This is a genomic window from Gemmatimonadota bacterium (assembly GCA_041390125.1).
GTDB lineage: Bacteria > Gemmatimonadota > Gemmatimonadetes > Longimicrobiales > Gaopeijiaceae > JAGQIF01.
In genome coordinates this window covers 19,659-42,150 of record JAWKQN010000024.1, presented here as the reverse complement: position 1 = coordinate 42,150, position 22,492 = coordinate 19,659, and the positions used below count along the sequence as shown (strand labels likewise).

The following is a 22,492-nucleotide window of genomic DNA, read 5'->3' as shown; positions in this document are numbered from 1 at the left end:
CTACGGAGTCCTTCCCATATCGAGGTACACGATGCGATCCGTCCGCAGTGCCCCGCCGCTGCTGTTCGCTCTGGCCGCCTGCTCCGGGGGCGAGCCCCCCGCGCCGACGGCAGAGGCGCCGCCGGCCGCCTCCACCGAGGTCCGCTTCGTCGCGCACGACCACGCCTTCGAGGGTCCGGACACCGTGTCCGCCGGGATGACGCGTCTGGTGCTGGCGAACGAAGGTCGGACCTGGCATCACCTGCAGCTCATCAAGCTGGAGGACGGGATGACCGTGGAGGACTTCCAGGCCGCGCTCGCCCGGATGCAGCCGGGCACGCCGCCGCCGTCGTGGCTGATCGAGGCCGGGGGGGTCAATCCGCCCGAGCCCGGGAAGGAAGCCGCCACCACGCTCATGCTCGAGCCCGGGCGCTACGCGGTGGTCTGCTTCGTGGACACGCCCGACCGGGTGCCGCACGTCATGAGGGGCATGATCGCGGCGCTGACGGTCGTGGATTCGGGTCGACCCAGCGCGCCGGCGCCCGACAGTGACCTGACGGTGACGCTCGTCGACTATGGCTTCTCGTTCTCGCAGGAGCCGACGGCCGGACGCCACACCGTCCGCGTGATCAACTCCGGCCCGCAGGCCCACGAGATCGCGCTCTTCAAGCTGCTGCCGGGCAAGACCATGGAGGACATGGTCACCTGGGCCCGGACCTACGAGGGTGCGGCTCCCATGACGGCCGAAGGCGGCGTGCCCGGCATCGAGCCCGGACAGGAGGCGCGCTTCGACGTGGAGCTGACGCCCGGCCAGTGGGTGGCGCTGTGCTTCGTGCCGGACGAGCACGATGGGGCCGCGCACCTGGCGCACGGAATGGCGATGCCGTTCCTGGTGTCGTAGCGCGTACCCCGCACGGGGTGGGGAGCGCCACGGACGCGTGGCGCTCCCTCGTCGGGGTTCGCGGCGGCGGAGCTACGCTGGCGACTACGCCCTCGGCTGGCTAACTTGCGCCCCCGGCTCTCCGGTGAATCCCTCCCCGTGTGACCGCTGCCCGTCCGCCGACGCTGGCCATCTCGCGGCACGCATCGCAGAGCCGCGCACCCCGTGGCGTGGGACCGATTCGGTCCCCTCACCCCCGTTGCGCCCGAGGAACGGATGGAGCTCAGCTCGCTGCTGCCGACACGAGCCCCGGCTCGGCGCGGCCCTCGCGGCCTCGTCAGCCGCTACGGCGTGGCCGTGGGCGCGGTGTTGGCATTCGCCCTGCTCCGCCTGGTCCTGGCACCGATGCTGGGCAGCGAGGCGCCCGTCCTGCTGTTCATGTTCGCGATCTTCCTCTCGGGGTGGTGGGGCGGACTCGGACCGGGCCTGGTGGCGACCGCGCTCTCCGCCTTCCTCGCCACGCTGCTCTTCCTGGACCCGGTGGGCGCACTCACGCTCACGGCGCCCGCCGACCAGATCCGCATCGGGCTCCTGGTGTTGATCGGCATCCTGACCAGCGTGATGGCCGAAGCGCTGTGGCGCTCCTTGCGGCGCGAGGTGGGCCTCAGCGGCGCGCTCGAGGAGGCCGAGCGGCGCTGGAGGCTCCTGCTCGACATCCTGCCCGCAGGGATGTACGTCTGCGACGCCGACGGCCGGATCACGTTCTTCAACGAGATGGCCGCCGACCTGTGGGGGCGGCGACCGCAGACCGGTGAGGCGGCGGAGCGCTTCTTTGGCTCGTTCCGCCTCTTCCGGCCCGACGGGACACCCCTGCCCCACCACGAGACGCCCATGGCCGAGGCGGTGCGGGGTGGGCCCGGATGCCGCAGCCAGGAGGTCGTGGTCGAGCGCGAGGACGGTGAACGGGCCACGGCGCTCGCGAGCGTTCAGCCAGTCCGCGACGAGTCCGGGAAGCTCAACGGCGCCATCAACGTCCTCGCCGACGTGACCGAGCTCCTGGAGACACAGGAGCGTCTGCGCCGTCACGAACAGCGGTTGGCCTTCGTGCTGGACGCGGCGGGCGTGGGGGAGTGGACCGTCGACCTGGAGACCGGACGCATGGACTGCTCCGAGCGCTGCCGCGTCAACTTTGCCGTGCCCCCAGGCGAGCCCTTCGACACGTACGAACATGTGCGCGCGCGCATCCACCCCGAGGATCGGGACGCGCAAGAGCGGGCCGTGGCGGAGGCCATACGTACGGGACGTGAATACCAGGCCGAGTACCGGCTGAGACCGACCGACGGACCGCCACGCTGGATCCTGGCCCGGGGAAACGTGGTGAGCGGGCCTGCGGGAGTCCCCGCCGAGATGACCGGCATCACCATGGACATCACGGACCGGAAGCGGGCTGAGGAGCGGCTGCGGGAAAGCGAGGAGCGGTTCCGGGAGATGACCGACCGCTTGCCACTGCTCGTGTGGGCGCAGGGGGAGGATGGCGAGCAGATCTTCGTCAACAACACCTTCTGCCGCTACTTCGGCGTGCAGCGGGATGAGATGAAGGCGGACCGTTGGATGTCACTCATGCACCCGGACGACCCGGACACCCTCGCGTACGCCACGGCATTCGCTGCCGCTGTGCGGGAGCGACGTCCTTTCCGGGGACGCGTACGCGTGCGGCGTTCGGACGGCGAATGGCGCTGGCTCGAGTCCTGGGGTCGACCGCGCTTCGACGCTGTCGGCCACTACCTGGGCCATATCGGCGTCAGCGCCGACATCACCGAGCGCAAGTTCGCGGAGGAGCGCTTGCTGGAGCAGGACGAGCGCAAGGATCTGTTCCTCGCGACGCTGGCGCACGAGCTCCGCAATCCGCTGGCCCCATTGCAGAGCTGTCTGGAGATCCTGCGCCTGGAGGCGGACGAAAGCGAGCGGAGCCGCCGGACCCGCGAAGTGATGGAACGGCAGCTGACGACGCTGGTCCGTCTGATCGACGATCTGCTGGACGTGGCCCGGGTCTCCAAGGGTCACATGGAGTTGCGCACATCGCGGCTCGATCTGCGCGAGGCCATCCAGGCGGCCGTCGAGCTCAGTCGACCGCTCATCGAGCGCCGGGGGCACGCGCTCACGCTGCACCTCTCTTCCCAGCCGGTGTGGATCGAGGCGGATTCGACACGTCTCGCGCAGGTCTTCGGAAACCTCCTGACCAATGCCGCCAAGTACACCGACTCCGGAGGCCGCATCGACGTCTCGCTGACCCAGGACGAGGCGACCGTCGCCGTCCGGGTCGCGGACACCGGACGCGGGATCCCCCCGGATCGGTTGGCCGAGGTGTTCGACATGTTCACACAGGTGCACGGCCGGGACGACGCGGGCCAGGGTGGGCTCGGGATCGGCCTGGCACTCGTGCGCAAGCTGGTCGACCTGCACGGCGGTCGCGTGGAGGTCGAGAGCGCCGGTCGCGACCGGGGCAGCGCCTTCACGGTCCACCTGCCGCTGGCTCCGCAACGCAGCCGGGAGCGGGCGGTCCCTGCCGGTGAGGAGATCCGCCACGCGCCTTCCCCCGCGCGGCGGCGTATCCTGGTCGTGGACGACAACCGCGATGCGGCCGAGACGCTCGCCCGGGTGTTGACGCTGTTGGGCCACGAGACGCACCTCGCGTTCAGCGGAGCGAGCGCGCTGACCAGCGCCCAGGCGTTGGAGCCCGACGCCGTATTCTGCGACATCGGCATGCCCGACATGGATGGTCACGAGGTGGCCCGTCGTCTGCGCGCGCAGCAGCACGACGGCCTGCTGCTTGTCGCCATCACCGGGTGGGGCACCGAGGACGACCGCGCGCGTGCACTGGGGGCTGGCTTCGATCTGCACCTGACCAAACCCATCGACGCGGCGCGGGCGGCGCAGATCCTGACCCGACCTGCTTGACATCGGCGCGGGGCCTCCCCGTGGTGCGCGGCAGCGCCGAGCAGCTGCCCTTTGCCGTGTGGATGGAGCAGGTTCCACCGGAGCGGCAGCCCCTCCGAAGACGGGACCCACGCTCCAGGGCAACGGACCCGAGGTCGGGAAGCCGTTGCCTGACGCCGCCCTGCGGCTCATCCTCTCCCGCGCGGCTGGACATCCCGGACCGGCCCCTCCTCCGTCACGACACCCTGGATGGACGCTGAACTCCGCGAGGCCGTGCGCAGCCTCTGCCGCCGGTATCCCGACGCCTATTGGCAGGAGTTGGATGGCAGCCGCACCTATCCCGAAGCCTTCGTGCGCGAGCTGACCGACGCCGGCTTCCTGTCCTGCCTGATCCCCGAGGCCTACGGCGGCGGAGGTCTGGGAATGCGCGAGGCGGCGGCCATCCTGGAGGAGATCAACCGGTCCGGCGCCAACGCCGCGGCCTGCCACGCGCAGATGTACACGATGGGCACGGTGCTGCGGCATGGGTCCGACGCCCAGAAGGAGCGTTGGCTCCCCGGGATCGCCCGGGGGGAGCTGCGGCTGCAGGCCTTCGCGGTCACCGAGCCCGACGCGGGCTCGGACACCACCCGGATCCGCACCACCGCCACCCGTTCGGGGGATCGCTACGTCGTACGCGGGAAGAAGATCTTCATCTCCCGCGTGCAGCACTCCGACCTGATGGTGCTCCTGGCACGTACGACGCCGTTGGAACAGGTGTCGAAGAAGACCCAGGGCTTGAGCGTCTTCCTGGTGGACCTGCGCACCCTGGACGAGCGGCTGCGGGTGCGTCCGGTGGACACCATGATCAACCACGAGACCAACGAGGTCTTCTTCGACGACGTGGAGATCCCCGCCGACAGCCTGGTGGGCGAGGAAGGCGAGGGCTTCTCCTACATCCTCAGCGGCATGAACGCGGAACGCCTGCTGCTGGCGTCCGAGTCCATCGGAGACGCGCTCTACTTCACCGATCGGGCCACACGCTACGTCAACGAGCGCGAGGTCTTCGGGCGACCGATCGGTCAGAACCAGGGCGTGCAGTTCCCCATCGCCGCGGCGTACGTCCGGGCCCGCGCCGCGGCGGCGCTGCGCGATGAGGCGGTGGCGCTGTACGATGCGGGTCGGCCCTGTGGCGCCGAGGCCAACATGTGCAAGCTGGTGGCGTCCGAGGCGGCCTGGGAGGCCGCCAACGCGGCCATGGACGCCTTCGGGGGCTACGGTCTGGCCGAGGAGTACGGCATCGCACGCAAGTTCCGGGAGGCCCGCCTGTACCTGGTCGCGCCGGTCTCCAACAACCTCGTGCTGAGCTACGTCGGCCAACACGTGCTCGGCATGCCCCGGTCGTTCTGAGCCGTCGGCCCGTGGATCCCCGTCTGCGCGCGCGCCGCATGATCCTGTTCGTGCCCGGAGACCGGCCCGACCGGTTCTCCAAGGCCTTCGCGACCGCAGCGGACGCGGTCTGCCTCGACCTCGAAGACGCCGTCGCGCCGGCGGCCAAGGACGACGCGCGGGCGCGGGTGCAGGCGTTCCTGCGACAAAGAGGGCAGCAGCAGCCGGACGGCACGGGTTCCGAGACCACGGTGCGCATCAGCGCGTTGGAGAGCGAAGCCGGACGGCTCGACCTCGAGGCGCTGGCGACTGCAGGCGCGTGGCCCGACGCGCTCCTGATTCCCAAGACGGACGACCCGGCAGCGCTGCGCGCGCTCGCGGCCCATCTCGAAGCGAGCGCCGGCCCGACGGCGCCGGCCTTGATCCCGTTGATCGAGACGGCGCGGGGGCTGCACAGGGTGGAGGCCGTCGCCACTGCCACCCCCCGGGTGGCGGCGCTGGCCCTGGGCGGCTTCGACCTCTGTGCCGAGCTCGGCGCCGAGCCCGGGTGGGACACGTTGCTCTACGCGCGCTCCCGGCTCGTGCACGCAGCGGCCCTGGCGGGGGTCGGCGCCCTGGACACCCCGTTCCTCGCGATCGACGACCCCGAGGGCCTGGAGGCGGAGAGCCGCCGTGCACGCGCGCTCGGGTTCGTGGGCAAGCTCGCGATCCACCCCGTGCAGGTGCCCGTGCTGGCCCGCGCGTTCGCGCCGACCCCCGAGCAGGAGGCGTGGGCCCGGCGCGTCGTGGAGGCCGCGGACGGCGCCCCCGAAGGCGTGTTCGCCCTCGAAGGCCGCATGATCGATGCTCCGCTCGTGCGCGCGGCGCGCCAGGTGCTCGCGCGCGCGATCGCTCACCCGTCCACCCCGTAGCAGGGCGTCCATGACCGCTCCGGACCTCCAGGCATGGGTCGGCCGCACGCGACAGGTGGTCGAGCGCCTGCACCCCTTTCCCGCGCAGGCCTTCGCCGCGCTCCTGGACCTCGATCCGGCCGCGATCTCCACCGGCACCCTCCTGCGTCCCGGCTGGCACTGGCTCTACTTCCACAGCCCCACCCGCACGTCGGAGCTCGGAGCCGACGGGCACGAGCGCAGGGGCGCGTTCCTTCCCCCGGTCCCTCTGCCCCGTCGCATGTGGGCGGGTGGACGTCTGGAGTTCCTGCACCCGATACCGCTGGGCGTCGAAGCCGCACGGCACTCCACCATCACCGCGATCGAGGAGAAGGACGGACGCAGCGGCCCGCTGGTGTTCGTCACCGTGACGCACGAGGTGCGGGTCGACGGCACGCTGGCGGTGCGCGAAGAGCAGGATCTCGTGTACCGGCAACCGGCACCGCTGGGACCGGCCGCCGCGGGCGCGGGGGACGCCGACCTGTCGGATCTGCGCGTGCTGCAACGGTTCCCCACCGACGCCGTGACGCTGTTCCGGTTCTCGGCGCTCACCTACAACGGACATCGGATCCACTACGACCACCCGTACACCACATCGGTGGAGGGCTACCCGGATCTCGTGGTGCACGGACCGCTGCTCGCGCTGCTGCTGCTGGGAGCAGCGGACCGGGAGGCGCGCCCGGGGCGTGTGGTCCGCTTCGCGTACCGCGGGCTGGCTCCGGTCTTCTGCGGCGAGGAGGTCGTGATCGGCGCGGAGCCTTCCACGCAGCACGAAAGGACCCTGGTCGCCGCAACGGCGCGCGGGCCCGCGATGCGGGCGCAGGCGCTCGTCACCTCCGACACGCGAGACGAGCAGCCCTCATGACGGCACCCTCGCTCAGCCGCCGCCTCGCCCGCGGGATCCGCACACGCACGGCGCACCCGGACGATCTCGACCGCGCCGAACGCTACGTGCGTGATTGGCTCGGGTGCTGGGCCGCGGGCGGCACGACGCCTCCCGGGCGGGCGCTGCGCGCCCATGCCGCGGGGGAGGACGCACTGGACGAGCGGCTGTTCGTCGCGGCCGCGCTCTCCCACATCACCGAGACGGACGACCTGCACAGGGGATCCGTGACGCACCCGGGGTGCGTCGTGGTGCCCACGGCTCTCGTGTTGGGACATGCCCTGCAGGTGTCGGGCGCGCGCGTCCTGCACGCCGTGCTGGCCGGATACGAAGCCATGCTGCGCGTGGGTGAAGCGCTGGGGCCTGCGCACTACCGGCTCTTCCACAACACGGCCACGGCAGGCGTGTTCGGCAGCGCTGCGGCTGCGGCCACGTTGCTGGACCTGGATGAAGACGCCTGGGTCTGGGCCTTCGGCAACGCCGGCACGCAGGCGGCCGGCCTGTGGCAGTTCAACGAGGACGCCACCATGTCCAAGCACCTGCACGCCGGTCACGCGGCGAGCGCGGGTGCACGAGCCGCGCGGTTGGCCCATCAGGGCTTCACGGGACCCGACTGCATCCTCGAAGGCGAGCGCGGCTTCTTCCGGGCGCTCTGCCCGGACGCCGATCCCGAGGCGATCCTGCGCCCGGCTTCCGGTTGGAAGCTACCCGAGACCTCGCTCAAGCCGTACCCGTGTTGCCGACACACGCACCCCGCGATCGACGCGGCGCTGATGCTACGACCGCGGCTCGAGGCAGCGGGCACCCTGTCCGGCTCCTTGCGCTCGCTGCGGATCTCCACCTATGGAGCCGGTCGGGACGTCACCGACGCGCCGGCTCCCACCACGACGTACGCCGCCAAGTTCAGCATGCAGTTCTGCGTGGCGAGCGCGCTGTTGCGCGGCAGTCCCGGGCTGTCCTCCTTCGAGGGCAGCGCGCTGGAGGATCCCACCGTGCGGGCCGCCATGGCCGTCGCGGGAGTGGACGAGGATCCCGGGCTGGAGGCCGCGTACCCTGCGCGTTGGGGCGCCGTCGTGGAGGTCGTGGACGGCGCGGGCCGCACCTGGGTGGAGCGCTGTGACGCGGCCCGCGGCGACCCGGAGGCTCCGCTGGACGACGCGGCGCTCGACGACAAGGTCCGCGGCCTCTTCCGGTACGGCGGATGGAGCGAGGAGGCGGCGGAGACGCTGTGCACGGCGTCGCGCGCGCTGAGGACCGGGCCGTCGTTCGCGCTCCGGTGAGACGGGGCCGGCGCCCGGACACGCTCGCCCGAAGCAACGTCTCGCCGAGCGGGTCGCCCGCGACCCTCACCCGACGGCCGACGCGCCCGCGCGCGGCTCCTCCTCGCCGCGGGCACGCCGTCGACGATCGTACACGACCCAGATCGCCAGCGCGGCGAGGCTGAGCGCGGACACGACGATCAGACCGGTGCCCAGGCGATCCACGTCCGCGCCGAGCCAGGCCACCAGGATCACGAGAGGCAGCGTGCCGAGGCCGGTCGCCAGCAGGAAGCGCAGGAAACGCATGCGGGCCAGACCGGCGACGATGCTGACCGCGTCGGTGGAGAAGGCCGGAGAGATCCGGGCCGCGATCACGCTCCACCACCCGTAGCGGCGCACGAAGCGCGTGACCTTCCGCTCGGCGGCGCTGCCCAGCAATCGATCCACGGTCGCGGGACCCACACCCCTGCCGATGCCGTAGCCGAAGGCAGCCGCCAGCAGCATCCCGCCCCAGGCCAGCAGTCCTCCCTGGACCGGCCCGTAGACCAGCACCGCGACCACCATCGGAGCCAGGGAGGGGAGGAACGGCACCAGGGTCTGGAACAGCATGAGCGCGACGACCGCCGCCACGCCCCAGGCGCCGAAGCCCTGGGTCCAACGCTCGATGCGCGCGCGCTCCCCGCTGGCGAGAGCGCCGTAGGCCCCGTCCACGAACGACTGGAAGGGACCCCAGACGGCGTACAGCACCGCGAGCCCACCGAGCACGAGCAGGGGCAGGAGCCAGGTCCAGCGGCTGGCACTCCGTTCATCGGGCGCATCGGATGCGGCCTTGGGCTCCATCCCTCTCTCCGGGCCAGGGGCTGACCGGTATGGCTGCTCGCGCTCCCGCGCCGGGCAAGGCGGTTCTGCCGCCGCCGGTTCGACGTCGCACGTGGCTCCGCGCCAGACGGCGAGGTCACGCCACCGGGGCCGGCTCCTGCTCGGGCTCGGGCTCCCGCTCGCGCTCCTCGGGCGGGGTGTCCCCCCCCACGGGGAGGCGCGCCATCACCCAGGAGCGCGCGTCGTCCAGGATCTCGTAGACGGTGGGGATCACCAGCAGGGTGAGCAGCGTGGAGGTGATCACGCCGCCGATGACGGCGCGCCCGAGCGGCGCCCGGAAGTCCCCGCCCTCCCCGAAGCCCAGGGCGACCGGCGTCATCCCCGCGATCAGGGAGACCGTGGTCATCATGATGGGTCGGAGCCGGACCCGGCCGGCTTCGATCATCGCCTCCCGGAGCGGCTGGCCCCGTTCCCGACCCCACTTGCAGAAGTCGATGAGGAGGATGGCGTTCTTGGCCACGATCCCCATGAGCAGGATGACGCCGATCATGCTCATGATGTTGAGCGTGTCGCCGGTGATGATGAGTGCGAGCACAACCCCGATCAGCGAGAGCGGCAGCGACACCAGGATGGCCAGGGGATCGAGGAAGGACCCGAACTGCACCACCAGGATCAGGTACATCAGGAGGATCGCCAGCCCCAGCGCGGCGAAGATGCTCGTGAAGACCTCACCCTGCTGCTCCACCTCGCCGCCCTGCGTGACGCTGACGCCCGGCGGAAGCTCGAGCGCATCCAGGCGCTCGTCGATGTCGGCGGACACCTCGGAGAGCGAGCGACCGTCGACGTTCGCGCCGACCGTGATGACGCGGTCCCGGTTCAACCGCTGGACCTGCGCGGGCCCCAGGCTCTGCTCGATCCGGGCCACCTGCCCGAGCGGCACCGTGCTTCCCTCGGGGAGCACCAACGGCAGCTGTGCGAGGTCCGTCGCGTTGCGGCGCGCGGAGGGATCCAGGCGGACGCGGACCTCGCGCGTCTCCCCGGTGGGATCGACCCAGTCACCGGCATCGATGCCTGCGAAGGCGGGCCGGAGCGCCTGGGCGATCTGCCCCGGGGACAGACCCAGCGTGGACGCGAGCGCCCGCTCGATCTCGATGTCCAGCTCCGGCTTCTGCCCTCGTGTGGAAAGACCCACGTCCACGGCGTCCGGCACTCCCCGCACGGCCTCGCGCACCTGCTCCGCCGCCCGCTCGAGGCCGGCACCCTCCTCCGAACGCAGCTGGATCTGGATCTGCTTCTCGTTGCCGCCGAAGCCGCCCGAGTAGACGTAGGCATTCGCTCCGGCGATGCGCCGGATCTCCGTGCGGACGTCTTCGCCCAGCGCCTGCTGCGACACGTCGCGGTCTCCGCGCGGCACGAGACGCACGTAGACGGTCGCTTCGTCCACCGCGCCCGAGCCCGTCGCGCTCCCCACGGTCGTGTAGGTGTATGCGACCTGGGGATGGCTGCGGGCGATCCGGGACACCTCCAGCGTCTTGATCCGCGTGTATTCGATGCTGGAGCCCGGCGGTACCTCCACCGCGATGTTCAACTCCGAGCGGTCGCTCTGCGGCACGAAGCCGCCGCCGCCGAGAACCATCTGCAATCCGATCGCACCGGCGAAGGAGAGGACTGCGATGCCGATCACCGTCCAGCGGTGGTCGAGCGCCCAGGCGATGATGCCCTCGTAGCGCTCGGCCTGACGATCGAACCAGTCGTTGAAGCGCGCCAGCCAGCGCGTGACGCGGTGGTGGTGCTCGTCGGATTCGAGTTGGGGATCCGGCCAGTAGGCGGACAGCATCGGGTCCAGCGAGAACGAGACGAACAGCGACACCAGCACCGCGCAGGCGATCGTGAGCGCCAGCGGCTTGAACCACTGGCCGGCGACCCCTTCCATGAACGCGACGGGCACGAACACGGCCACGATGGAGAAGGTCGTGGCGGCCACGGCCAGCCCGATCTCGTCGGTCCCCTCCCGGGCGGCGGTGTAGTGGTCCTTCCCCATCTCGATGTGCCGGACGATGTTCTCGCGCACCACGATGGCATCGTCGATCAGGATCCCGATGGCCAGGGACAGCCCCAGCAGGGACATCGTGTTGAGTGTGAACCCGAAGGCCCACACGGCGATGAAGGAGGCCAGCACCGACACGGGCAGGGCCAGGCCGGTGATGACGGTGCTGCGCCAGGAGTTGAGGAACAGGAAGATCACGAGGACGGTGAGCACCGCCCCCTCGAAGAGCGTCTCCTGGACGTTGCGCACCGAGTTCTCCACCCGGTCACCGGCATCGCGGACGACGTCCAGCTGGACGTCGTCCGGGAGCTGCTCGCGTAGGGCGTCCACGCGCTCCTTGACGGCGTCTGCCACGCTGGCCGTGCTGTACTCGCGCGACTTCGTGACGTCCAGCCCCACCGCCGGCCGGCCGTTGTAGAACGCCAGGGACCGCGCTTCCGCGGTCCCGTCCTCCACGTCGGCGACCTGTCCCAGCCGGATCAACTGTCCGTCGCGTTGACCTACGGCGATGCGCAGGAAGTCCTGCGGGCTCTCCAGCCGACCCCGAAGTCGGATGGTGCGCTCCTCCAGATCCGCGTTCACCCGGCCGACCGGCGCGGAGAGGTTCTGGGCCTGGAGCGCCTGCACGACCTGCTGGACGCCGATCCCCGCTGCCTGCAGCTCCGCCGGCCGCAGCTGGACCGTCAGCTCGCGCTCCACCTCACCCTGCACGGTGACCTGGGCCACGCCCTCGATTCCCCGAAGCTCGCGCGTCACGGTGGGGTCGGCGATGCGGGTGAGCTCGGCCGGACTGCGGTCCGGCGCGGACAGCGTCAGCGAGACGATGGGCAGCTGGTTCGGGTCGAACCGTTGGATGACCGGCTCCTCCATCTCGGCCGGCAGGTCGCCCTGGATGCTGGAGATCGCATCCCGCACGTCCTGGGAAGCCTGATCCACGTCCTTGCTGAAGACGAACTGCACCACGATCTGGGCGAAGCCGTCCATCGACGTCGACGTGATCTGGTCGATCCCGCTCAGGGCATTGAAGGACTCCTCCATCGGATCGACGACGTCCCGCTCCACCTGTTCGGGAGAGGCGCCCGGGTAGGGCACGGCTACGAACACGATGGGATTGGTGATCTCGGGGAACTCGTCCACGTCGAGCACCATGAGCGCGTAGAGCCCGAAGACCACCAGGGCGATCATGACCGTGATGGTGGCGATGGGCTTGCGGATGGCGAAGTCGGAGATGAACACGCTCAGCCCCCCGCCGTCGTGTCGGGCGCGGCCGCGATCTGCACCGGCGTGTCGGGCGTGATCTCCCGGGCAGGGCCTACCAGCACGGTGTCGCCGGCCTGGATGCCCTCCAGGACCTCCAGGCGATCCGTGCGGGGATCCACCAGCCCGAAGGTGACCTGCACGCGCTCCGCCCGACCCTCCCGTACCCGGAGCACGGATCCGGCGGCCGAGGCGGCGGCTTCGGCCGTCAGGTCGGTGGCTCCGGCGGGGATCACCAACGTCCGGTGCCGTTGGGTGGCTACCCGCCCCTCGGCGAAGAGGCCGGCCACCAGACGCCCCTCGTCGTTGGGAATGTCGACGTAGAGCGTGACCTGGCGGGTGGCCGGGTCCGCCACCGGATTGATGCGCGTCACGGTCCCGTTGAAGGACTGATCCGGAAAGCCGGACACCTCGAACTCCACCGGTGCCCCGACCTCGAGCTGCGAGAGCGCCTCCGCCGGAACCGACGCCACCAGTCTCAGGCTGGAGGGGTCGACGATGGTCACCAGCGGCTCACCGACCGAGACGACGTCACCGCTGTTGACCGGGCGCTGGCTCACGACGCCACCGAGGGGCGCCACCGGCCGGGTATCCGCCACGCGCTCCCCGGCCTCCGTGCGGCGGGCACGGGCATCGGCGAGCTGAGCCTGCAGCGTGGCCAACTGGTTCCGCGCGGTCTCGAGCTGCTGCTCGGATACGGCCCCCACGTCCACCAGGCGCTGATAGCGATCCACGTCGCGGCGAGCCACCTCGACCTGTTCCTCGAGCGACGTCACCTGGGCGCGCGCCGACTCCAGTGTTCCCGCGGGCGCCTCCGTGTCGAGCGCGAGAAGCACGTCCCCCCGGCTCACCTCTTCTCCCTCCTCCACGCGTACGTCGGTGACGGTCCCGCCCACCTCGGCGCGCACCGTGGCCTGCTCCCGCGCCTCGAGCGAGCCCGACACCAACGGACCGGTCTCGATGGTCGCAGAGTCGACGACAGCCAGGTCGGAGACGTTGACCGTCAAGGCCGCGGCCTCCGTCCCCTCTGCCTCCGATCCGCCACCGCACCCGGCGGCGGCGATCAGCCCCGCGAGCGCGAGACGCACGGCGGCATGGGGACGCGCGCGCAACCAGGATCTCGTACGATCGATCATCGGGGGCTCCCGCTGGGGCCGGTGGGGTTCGGAGTGCCGGGTACGCCCGCGCCCGCCGGCGTTGCCCCGGGGGCGCCGGGGCCGGCCTGCATGCCGGGCGGCGCACCGGCGCCGATGGGCGCGCCTCCGTCCGGGCTCGCCTGTAGAGCGGGGCCGACGGGTAGATCGGGCAGGAGGCGGACGCGGGTCCGCGCCACCAGCAGGTTGCGCGCAGCCTGGGCGCGGTTGGCCCGCGCCTGGGCCAGCTGCAGGCGCACGTCGCTGAGCTCCAGTTGCGTGGACAGACCCTCCTCGAAACGGATCTCCGCGATCTCGTAGGCGCGTTCGGCCTGCGACACGCTTCCGGAGCTGGCCTCCCAATTGGCTTGTGCGGCCTGCAGGGATGCGTAGGCCTGGTAGGTGTCCAACGTCGCGGCTTCGCGCGTCTGCTCCAGCCGAGCCTGCGCCTGGAGGAGCCCGGAGCGGGCCACGGTCTCTTCCGCGCCGATCCGCCCGCCCGTGAACAGCGGAACCTGCAGCGCCACCCCGACGGTCCAGTTGGTTCGGAACTGACTCCATTGCGGCGTCAGGTCCGTCGGGTAGGCGACGCGGCCATACGAGGACGTCAGCGCGAGACCCGGGAGGTGCTGCGACCAGGCGGCGTCGACCCGGTCCTCCTGCGCGGCAACTGTGGAGCGGGCCTGAAGAACGGCGGTGCGGTCCTCCAGTGCCGGTGCTGCGGGAACGCTGTCGGTCGGGAGCGCGGTCGCCACGTCCTCGAGCTGGTCCGTCAGCACCACCTCGCGTTCCAGGGGAAGATCGAGGAGCTGCTTCAGCCGGAAGAAGGCGACGTCGCGCGCCGTGCGCCGCTCGATCAGCACGGGCCGCTGGTTGTCGCGTGCCACCCGGGCCCGCAACACCTGGAACTCCGCTTCGGTGCCCACCCGCTCGCGCGCCTCGGTCTGCTGCAGGGTGGCCTCGGCCTGCTCGAGCACGGCACCCGCGATCTCCACGAGACGCGTCGAGAGCTGCGCGTCATAGTAGGCCTGCACCACCTCGAGGACGGATCCGGCACGGGCTGCGGTCAGCCCCGCATCGGCGGCGCGCACTTCGGCGTCCGCGGCCGAGCTCAGCGCGGCGAGGCGGCCACCGCCGTAGACCTGCCACGAGAGTTGGAGCCCGAGCGTCCAGGTGTTCTCGCTGCCGAAGCCGACGGAGTTGAAGTCCGCCCCACCGAAGGGACTCGACGGGCCGCAGACGAACGCCTGTTCGAGCGAATCCACCCGTGCCTCCAGCCCGAGCCCGGGGTTCGGCGAGTACGGCGGACACGACGGCGTGTCGTTGCCACCGCCACCGAACGCGCCACGGAACTGGCTGTCCAGCGTCCTGGAGTAGGAGGCGTTGCCGCCGAGCTGGGGCAGCCGCGCGGCAAAGGCGCTCTGCTGTTGGCCTTCCGCAGCCTGCACGGAGGCGGCCGCGATCTCCACCTGCTCGGCGTTGCCTTCCGCGAGCCGGATCGCTTCGGCCAGGGACAGCGCGCGCGCTGCGGCGGTGGAATCCGGGTGCGTGGTCTGTGCTTGGGCCTTCGCAGCGTGCACGGCGCAGGCGCTCGCGCTCGCCCAGAGGAGCAGGAAGCCAGGAGCACGTCGGCGGCGGATGGGATGGCTGGGTGGCATGGCGGTCGCGGAAGGGACGAGGGATCCGCGTCCGCCCTCGCGGACGCGGCCTGTGGAGGCGGCATGGCGGGGGAGGCTCGATGCGCGCGGCGCGTCGGGTGAGCGCGTCGGTGGGGGGACGGGCGTTGCTGGACGCACCCAGGAGGTCCGACACCACGCAGCATCATCGGTTCCGGCGTGGGCGCGTGGCCCCCCCCCGAATCCTGTGAGGTGGTGGGTATCGAGCGCGGCGGCTCCACCGGCTCTACGTTACCCGGAGTGCACCCGACGGCCACTTCCGCCGCATCCACCCGCGACACAGGGCTCCGCATGCGCGCGCACCTGACTCCTCCGATCGCTCTGCTGCTGCTCCTCCTCCCCGGCGCGCAGGGCAGCGTCGGAGGCCAGGAGGCACCGGTCGAGTCCCTCACCGCGTGGGACGTCACGGCGGCTCGCGGCCGTACCCGGACGATCGACTTCACGACCGACCAGGGGACGTGGATGTCGGTCGACATCTCTCCCGATGGGGAATGGGTGGTGTTCGACCTGCTGGGGCAGATCTATCGCATGCCGGCGCGCGGTGGGGAGGCGGAGTGCCTCACGCAAGACAGCGGAGTGGCCACCAACATCCATCCGCGCTTCTCGCCCGATGGGACGCACATCGTCTTCGTCTCGGACCGCGCGGGACAGAGCAATCCTTGGATCATGGGCGCCGACGGGGGCGAGCCACGTCCGCTCTTCCTCGATCCCGCGACCCGCGTCGTCGAGCCGCGCTGGACGCCGGACGGCCGATCCATCGTGCTGCGCCAGCAGCCGCAGGGTGTGGGCGGCCGCAGGGCCGGCATCTGGACCTACCCACTCGACGGCGGCCCCGGACGGGAGCTGGTGGGCGCTTCACAACGAGGCGCGGCCTGGCCTGCGCCTTCCGCGGATGGACAGCACCTGTACTACCACGTCCCCGTGTCGGCCGACGGCCTCATCGAGGGCGGGATGCAGCTGCGGCGACTCGATCTCCGCTCGGGGGTGGTCTCGGAGATCACCACCGGCACGGATCAAGCGCAGTATCGGGGCTCCAGCGGGGGCGCGATCGCTCCAGAGCCCTCGCCCGACGGCCGCTGGCTGGCGTTCGCCCGCCGCATCCCGGACGGGACGGTCTCCTGGCGCGGGCTCCGCATCGGCCCTCGGACCGCGTTGTTCCTGCGCGATCTCGCGTCGGGAGCCGAGCGGCGGGTGATGGACCCCATCGAGCTGGACATGGCCGAGGGCATCAAGACGTTGCGGGTGCTGCCCGGGTACGCGTGGACCGCGGACAGCCGTGCGCTCGTGATCTCGCAGGGGGGGAAGGTGCGCCGGCTGGACGTCGCGAGCGGCACGGTCTCCACGCTTCAGCATCGCGCCCGTGTGGTGCGCACGATGTCGGAGCAGGCGCGCGGCGATCACCGCATCTCCGACGGCCCCGTCGAGGTGCGCTTCATGCGCTGGCCCACGGCGTCACCGGACGGGCGCCGTCTGCTCTTCCAGGCCGTCGGGCGCCTGTGGGTGATGGATCTGCCGGACGGCGTGCCGCAGCGCCTGACGGAGGATTCCTTCGAGCCGCTCGAGTACTCGGGAACGTGGTCTCCCGACGGCGGGTCCATCGTGTTCGCGAGCTGGCACGACCTCGAACGCGGCCGCCTGTGGCGCGTGCCCAGCCGACCGGGATCGCGGCCCGAGCGGTTGGAAGCCGACGCGGGCGAGTACGTGAACCCCGTGTGGGGCTCCGACGGCACCCTCCTCGTCACCCGGGGGTCGGGCGCGACCGCGCGCGGCCGCACCTGGGCCAGCAACCCGTGGTACGAGATCGTCCGTCTCACCCGGTCCGGCGCTCCGGAGGCGGTGTTGACGCGCGCCAGCACGCGGCACGACGGCGGCGCTCAGGCCGGCGGGCGTCGTCAGATCGTGCGGGCGTCGTTCGGGCCCGAGGGGCGGATCTTCTTCCCGGAGGAAGCCCCGCCCGACTCCCAACCGCGCGGCACGGCGCTCGTCTCGGTGCGCCCGGACGGGAGCGATCGTCAGGTCCACGCGCTCCTGCCGTACGCGGACGAGGTCGTTTCCTCCCCCGACGGGCGCTGGATTGCGTTTGCCGAGGCCTTCAACGTGTACGTGGCCCCGCTGCCCAGCACCGTGGGCGCGGCCCCTCCCGCCCGGATCGACAAGCGCGCCGATCCGGACGTGCGGCAGCTCACCCGCGAGGGCGGGCTGTATCCGCGCTGGCGCGGGGATGGCACACTCGAATTCGGGAGCGGAGCCCGCTACTACCGGTACGATCCCGCCACCGACCGGACGGACACGACCCGGATCACGCTGCGCGTTCCCCGCGCGCTGGGATCCGGCACCCTGGCGCTCACCCACGCGCGGGTGCTGCCCATGAACGGCGGCGGAGTGCTCGACGACGCCACCATCGTGGTCGCGGACGGCCGCCTCGCCTGCGTGGGCCTCTGTGACACCGGGGCGGCCGAGCGGGTGATCGACCTCGCGGGTGCCACAGTCATGCCCGGCATCGTGGACCCGCACGCGCACCACCACCGTGAGCATTCCGGCATCCTGCCGCGTCGCAACTTCGAGGCGGCCGCCTACCTGGCCTACGGCGTCACGACGACCATGGACCCCATCGGCTGGTCCGCGGCGGTCTTCCCGGAGGCGGAGATGATCGAGGCGGGGCTGACGGTCGGGCCACGGGTATTCAGCACCGGGGAGAACATGTCCCCCGGCGACCGGGCCCGGTCCAACGAGATCGGCAGCTATGAAGACGCGCTGCACGAGATCAACCGGCTGTTGGACTGGGGCGCCGTCGCCATCAAGCAGTACGGGCAACCGCTGCGGAGCCAGCGGCAGTGGATCGCCGACATCGCGCGGGAGAAGCGGGTGATGGTGACGGGAGAAGGGGCGGACCTGGCCTACAACATCGGCACGACGCTCGACGGTCAGACCGGCTGGGAGCATCCGATGAGCTATGCACCGCTCTACGACGACGTGGCCCAACTGTTCGGCCGGGCGGGCGCGGTCTATTCACCGACGTTCGTGGTCGGGGGAGCCGGCGCCTGGAGCGAGGAGTACTTCTGGCAGGTGGACGACCAGTGGAAGGATCCGAAGCAGCAGCGCTGGCTGCCTTGGCGCCACCTCATTCCCCCCACGCGTCGCCGCACGCTGCGTCCGGAGACCGACTACACGTTCCCGTTCATCGCGCTGGGGATGGCCGACATCATCGCGCGGGGCGGAGGCGGGGCGATCGGCTCGCACGGTCAACATCACGGGATCGGGTCCCACTGGGAGATGTGGATGATCGCCACCGCCATGGATCCCATGGGGACGCTGGAGGTGGCCACGATGCACGGCGCCCGCTTCCTGGGCATGGAGCGCGACATCGGGTCGTTGGAAGCGGGGAAGCTCGCGGACCTGATCGTCCTGGACGCCGATCCTTTGAGCGACATCCACAACACGACCGCCATCCGGTGGGTCATGAAGGCGGGGAGGATGTACGACGCCGCCACGCTCGACGAGCTCTGGCCGGAGGAGCGTCCGTACGGCCCCTACCCCTGGATCGACGGCGACATGCTCCGGGCCGACGACCGACCCGTCGGGTGGTGGGACCGACCGGGACGCTGAAGCAGCGGGCGAGGGCCGGGTCGTGTTGCAGCCCCTCGGGTCGTGCACGAACGAAACGCCCAGCAGGATCGCCAGGAGCGATCCGCCGGCCGATCGCCGGTGCCGCTCCAGCGGCGCGGGCATGGCGCGGGTGTTGCCACCCCATGGATCCCCCCGCGTGCCGGACAACGCGGGCGCGCCGGGCTCCCCCACCGTTGTGCCGTCTGCGCCGGACCGCGGGTCGACTCGAACCCGATCGTCCAAGCGGGAGGCAACGCATGACGCCCCAGAATCTTCAGGACCTCTACGTCTACCAGCTCCGCGATCTCCTGAGCGCGGAGACCCAGTTGATCAGCGCCCTGCCCACGATGGCCGAGAACGCCTCCACACCTGATCTGGAGCGTGCCTTCCGCGACCATCTGGAGGAGACGCGCGGGCACAAGGCCCGGCTCGAGCAGATCCTCGACCGGCTCAAGGTCGACAAGAGCGGGCACACCTGCCACGGCATGAAGGGTCTGATCAAGGAAGCCAAGGAGCTGGTGGACGACTCCACCCGTCTCTTCGGCAAGGATGCCCCGCACGGCGTTCGGGACGCGGGGCTCATCGCGTCGGCGCAACGGGTGGAGCACTACGAGATCGCGGGCTACGGCACCGTGGCCACCTACGCGGAGATGCTCGGCCGTGCCGAGGACCACGCCCTGCTGGGCCAGACGTTGGAGGAGGAGAAGAAGGCCGACAGCCTGCTGACGCGCCTCGCGAAGGAGAGCGTCAACACCCGCGCTGCTCGCGCCTGATCCGCGCTGGACCGGCGTCGCTCCCTCGGGCCCCGTTCCGGGGTCCGGGGGGCCCGCCCCCGGCGGGCTCCCGTGCTTCCGGGCCGGCGCACCATCACCCACCCGAGTGAGGGCGGTTCACCGACCCGGCGAGACCGTCCGCATCAGCCCTTCCTGCGCCACCGACGCCACGAGCAGGCCGTCGCGCGTGTAGTAGGTGCCGCGCGTGAAGGCGCGGCCCCCGGCGGCGACGGGACTTTCGACCACGTACAGGAGCCACTCGTCCACCCGGAAGGGCCGGTGGAACCAGAGGGAGTGGTCGAGGCTGGCCACCATCAGGCGCGGGTCGCGGAAGCTCATCCCGTGCGGACGCACGGCGGACACCAGCAGTCCGTAGTCGGAGGCATAGGCAAGCACCGCCCGGTGGATCAGGGGATCGTCCCCGAGGACACCGTTGGCCCGCACCCACCACGTCCGCTGCGGCGCCTTGGGGGCGTTGTCGAAGGGGTCCCCCTGATCGGCCGGCCGGAAGTCCAACGGCCGGTCCTGCGTCAGTACCTCGCGCAGCGGCGAGGGAATGCTGCCGGCCCGCTGCCGGATGAGCTCGAGCTCGGGCGTGAGGGAATCCGGGGCAGGCGCCTCGGGCATCGGCTCCTGGTGCTCCAGTCCGTCCTCCGCCTTGTGGAAGGACGCGGCCATGTTGAAGATGGCGCGACCGTGCTGGATGGCGGTGACGCGGCGGGTCGTGAAGGACCCGCCGTCGCGCAACCGATCGACGAAGTAGACCACCGGCGCAGCCAGGTCACCCGCAAGGATGAAGTAGCCGTGGAGCGAGTGTACGAGCCGGCTGTCCTCGACGGTGCGCTGCGCTGCGGCCAACGCCTGCGCCAGCACCTGGCCACCGTAGATGCGCCGCGTGCCGATGTCGCGGTTGCTGCCCCGGTAGATGTTCTCCTCGAGCGGCTCGAGGTCGAGCAGGGCCACGAGGTCGTCAGCGCTGAAGGACATGGACGGGTGGGGTTCGAGGACGCGCGCGGCGGCGGCAGCGGGCGATCCGCCCAGTACTCCGCGCTCTCACGGGAGTTCGCGGCCCGGATTTGCCGGAATCGGGGCAGCGTACGAGCTTGCCGCCAACGGTGCCGCACCGGCGCCTTCCAGGGGACGCCCCGCGCGACTCCGCATCCGACCGAGGCTCACGCGTGCGCCGCCGCCTTTTCCTGCTCCTGTCGCTCCTGGCCTTCGCGGCCCCCCTCCCCGCCCAGCAGTGGGAGATCCTGGCGGTGCGCTACGGGACCATCGCCGACTTCCCCCTGCGCGGGCTGATGCCGGGAGCACCCGAGGGCGAGGCGCTCGACATCGCGATGGTGATGTGGGTGCTGCGCGACGCCGAACACGTAGTGCTGTTTGATACCGGCTTCTTCCGCGAAGCGTGGCTGGAGCGCTTCACCTTCGGCGACTTCGAACGCCCGGACGAGGCCCTCGCGCGCGCGGGCATCCGCGCCGAGGACGTGACCGACGTGATCATCAGCCACGCCCACTGGGACCACATGGGCGGCATCGCGCTGTTCCCGAACGCCACGCTCTGGCTGCAGGAAGCCGAGTATACCTACTACACGGGTGCGGCCTGGCAGCCCGGAGGCCGTACCGGTGGCATCGATCGCGCCGACATCGAGCACCTGCTGGCGAGGAACATGGCCGGACAGGTCCGCTTCGTGGCAGGAGACGACGTCGAGATCCTGCCCGGGATCCGCGCCTACATCGGCGCCCGCCACACCTTCGCATCACAGTACCTGCGGGTGGAGACGCCGCAGCCCTGGGTGCTGGCCTCCGACAACGCCTACCTCTACCGCAACCTGCACGAGGGGCGGGCCAGCGCCACGTTCTCGCCGGAGGATCGGGAGGCGAACATCGCCGCGCACCGGCGCATGGAGGAGCTGGCCGGGGACCCGGCGCGCGTGGTCCCGGGTCACGACGTCCTGCAATTCGAGCGCTTTCCCACCGTAACGGAAAGGGTCGTCCGCATCACGGCTGGAGGAGGCACATGACACGCTGGTACGAAGGAGGGCCCGCTCGCGCACCCAGGCTCTCGGCTGGGCGGGCCGCGGTCTGCCTGCTCGTGCTCGGGACCAGCGCGTGCGGTGCCTCGGGGGACGGGCGGGGCGGGAACGGCGCTCTTCCTGAGGACCCTTCCGCGCGGTACGCGGCGGTCGAGCAGCGGCTCCTCGATGCCGAGTCCGTCTCCCTGGCGTTCCACGTCACATCGGAAGGCGCCTTCACGGCGGACCTGGAGGGAACGCTCCACACGTCCGCGGATCGGACCGAGCTGGCCGCCACGGGCACCTTCGGCGGCGGACCCGTCGACGTCCGCCTGCTGGCGGACGGGGACGCCTACCGCTTCGGCTCCGCGACGGCGCCGACGAACGCGACCCGGCCGGCCGCCCTCGAGGAGGCCCTGCTGGTGGGCCTTATGAGGATGGGTGTGCTCCACAACCTCGCCATGCTGACGGCGGGCCAGGGAGCCGACCACGCGGAGGGCGGCGTGCGGGAGTGGGTGGTCGTGGACGGATTGACCGACGCAGCGACCGGAGACGGCGTACGCTTCGACATCACGGTCGCGGCGACCCCGTCGGGCTCCGCCACCCTCCTCCTCGACGAGCGCGGGCTGCCGCGCGAGCGGACGCAGGTCGTGCAGTTTCCCAACGGGGAGATGCGGGTCGTCGAGCGCTACACCCGCATGGAGACGACCGGCTGAACGCAGGACGGCGGCATCTGCCCGCGGGTGCCCGAGACGCCCGGCGAGCGGCTTCTACCCTCAGCCGTCCGACCCCACCAAGTCTCGACGCGACCAGCGCCCGCCCGGCTCCTCTCCGCCACCCGCACCCATCGCCCACCTCCCGACCTCTCCCGTACGTCTGTCCCACACCTCGTACGACGGAGCCGGGATCGTCTGTCCGACCGGGGTCTCGC

15 protein-coding genes are annotated in these 22,492 nt (G+C 71.3%); 10 read left to right on the top strand and 5 right to left on the bottom strand.

The window, feature by feature from the left end; translation table 11 throughout:
- The first annotated feature begins 31 nt into the window (after positions 1-31).
- The 6 genes from R3E98_20050 (at position 32) to R3E98_20025 (ending at position 8,256) form a co-directional block, all read left to right on the top strand.
- Entirely contained in the window at positions 32-880 is an 849-nt protein-coding gene (locus R3E98_20050) for a hypothetical protein (GenBank protein ID MEZ4425698.1), read from the top strand.
- Between the two features lie 255 nt (positions 881-1,135).
- Positions 1,136-3,817, top strand: coding sequence for a PAS domain S-box protein (locus tag R3E98_20045; GenBank protein ID MEZ4425697.1), 2,682 nt, complete (start codon positions 1,136-1,138; stop codon positions 3,815-3,817).
- 228 nt (positions 3,818-4,045) lie between these two features.
- Positions 4,046-5,185 carry an acyl-CoA dehydrogenase family protein gene (locus tag R3E98_20040; protein MEZ4425696.1) on the top strand — a complete coding sequence of 380 codons (1,140 nt, stop codon included), beginning with the start codon at positions 4,046-4,048 and terminating at the stop codon, positions 5,183-5,185.
- A gap of 11 nt (positions 5,186-5,196) precedes the next feature.
- The gene (locus R3E98_20035) at positions 5,197-6,075 is read left to right on the top strand and encodes a CoA ester lyase (protein ID MEZ4425695.1); all 879 of its coding nucleotides are present in this window, start codon (positions 5,197-5,199) and stop codon (positions 6,073-6,075) included.
- 10 nt (positions 6,076-6,085) lie between these two features.
- Complete coding sequence (locus R3E98_20030) at positions 6,086-6,958, top strand: MaoC family dehydratase N-terminal domain-containing protein (GenBank protein MEZ4425694.1); 873 nt, start codon at positions 6,086-6,088, stop codon at positions 6,956-6,958.
- Positions 6,955-8,256 carry an MmgE/PrpD family protein gene (locus tag R3E98_20025; GenBank protein MEZ4425693.1) on the top strand — a complete coding sequence of 434 codons (1,302 nt, stop codon included), beginning with the start codon at positions 6,955-6,957 and terminating at the stop codon, positions 8,254-8,256. Before R3E98_20030 ends, R3E98_20025 begins: the two co-directional genes overlap by 4 nt.
- Positions 8,257-8,322: 66 nt before the next feature.
- Here the strand turns inward: R3E98_20025 and R3E98_20020 are convergent, their stop codons facing one another.
- The 4 genes from R3E98_20020 to R3E98_20005 form a co-directional block, all read right to left on the bottom strand.
- Positions 8,323-9,075, bottom strand: coding sequence for a TVP38/TMEM64 family protein (locus R3E98_20020; GenBank protein ID MEZ4425692.1), 753 nt, complete (start codon positions 9,073-9,075; stop codon positions 8,323-8,325).
- A gap of 115 nt (positions 9,076-9,190) precedes the next feature.
- Positions 9,191-12,337, bottom strand: a complete 3,147-nt coding sequence (locus R3E98_20015; GenBank protein ID MEZ4425691.1) for an efflux RND transporter permease subunit — start codon at positions 12,335-12,337, stop codon at positions 9,191-9,193.
- A 2-nt stretch (positions 12,338-12,339) separates the two neighbouring features.
- The gene (locus tag R3E98_20010) at positions 12,340-13,494 is read right to left on the bottom strand and encodes an efflux RND transporter periplasmic adaptor subunit (protein MEZ4425690.1); all 1,155 of its coding nucleotides are present in this window, start codon (positions 13,492-13,494) and stop codon (positions 12,340-12,342) included.
- Positions 13,491-15,071, bottom strand: a complete 1,581-nt coding sequence (locus R3E98_20005; GenBank protein MEZ4425689.1) for a TolC family protein — start codon at positions 15,069-15,071, stop codon at positions 13,491-13,493. The genes R3E98_20010 and R3E98_20005 overlap by 4 nt, the downstream gene beginning before the upstream one ends.
- A gap of 387 nt (positions 15,072-15,458) precedes the next feature.
- Here R3E98_20005 and R3E98_20000 point away from each other — a divergent pair, with 387 nt between their 5' ends.
- Both R3E98_20000 and R3E98_19995 read left to right on the top strand, forming a co-directional pair.
- Positions 15,459-18,773: an amidohydrolase family protein gene (locus R3E98_20000; protein ID MEZ4425688.1), complete on the top strand. Its 3,315-nt coding sequence runs from the start codon at positions 15,459-15,461 to the stop codon at positions 18,771-18,773.
- A gap of 257 nt (positions 18,774-19,030) precedes the next feature.
- Positions 19,031-19,546 (top strand): ferritin-like domain-containing protein, encoded by a 516-nt coding sequence (locus tag R3E98_19995; GenBank protein MEZ4425687.1) that lies wholly within the window; start codon positions 19,031-19,033, stop codon positions 19,544-19,546.
- 117 nt (positions 19,547-19,663) lie between these two features.
- Here the strand turns inward: R3E98_19995 and tesB are convergent, their stop codons facing one another.
- The gene (tesB, locus tag R3E98_19990; protein MEZ4425686.1) at positions 19,664-20,533 is read right to left on the bottom strand and encodes an acyl-CoA thioesterase II; all 870 of its coding nucleotides are present in this window, start codon (positions 20,531-20,533) and stop codon (positions 19,664-19,666) included.
- A gap of 191 nt (positions 20,534-20,724) precedes the next feature.
- Here tesB and R3E98_19985 point away from each other — a divergent pair, with 191 nt between their 5' ends.
- The gene (locus R3E98_19985; GenBank protein ID MEZ4425685.1) at positions 20,725-21,570 is read left to right on the top strand and encodes an N-acyl homoserine lactonase family protein; all 846 of its coding nucleotides are present in this window, start codon (positions 20,725-20,727) and stop codon (positions 21,568-21,570) included.
- The gene (locus tag R3E98_19980) at positions 21,567-22,277 is read left to right on the top strand and encodes a hypothetical protein (protein ID MEZ4425684.1); all 711 of its coding nucleotides are present in this window, start codon (positions 21,567-21,569) and stop codon (positions 22,275-22,277) included. The genes R3E98_19985 and R3E98_19980 overlap by 4 nt, the downstream gene beginning before the upstream one ends.
- Positions 22,278-22,492: the final 215 nt, after the last annotated feature.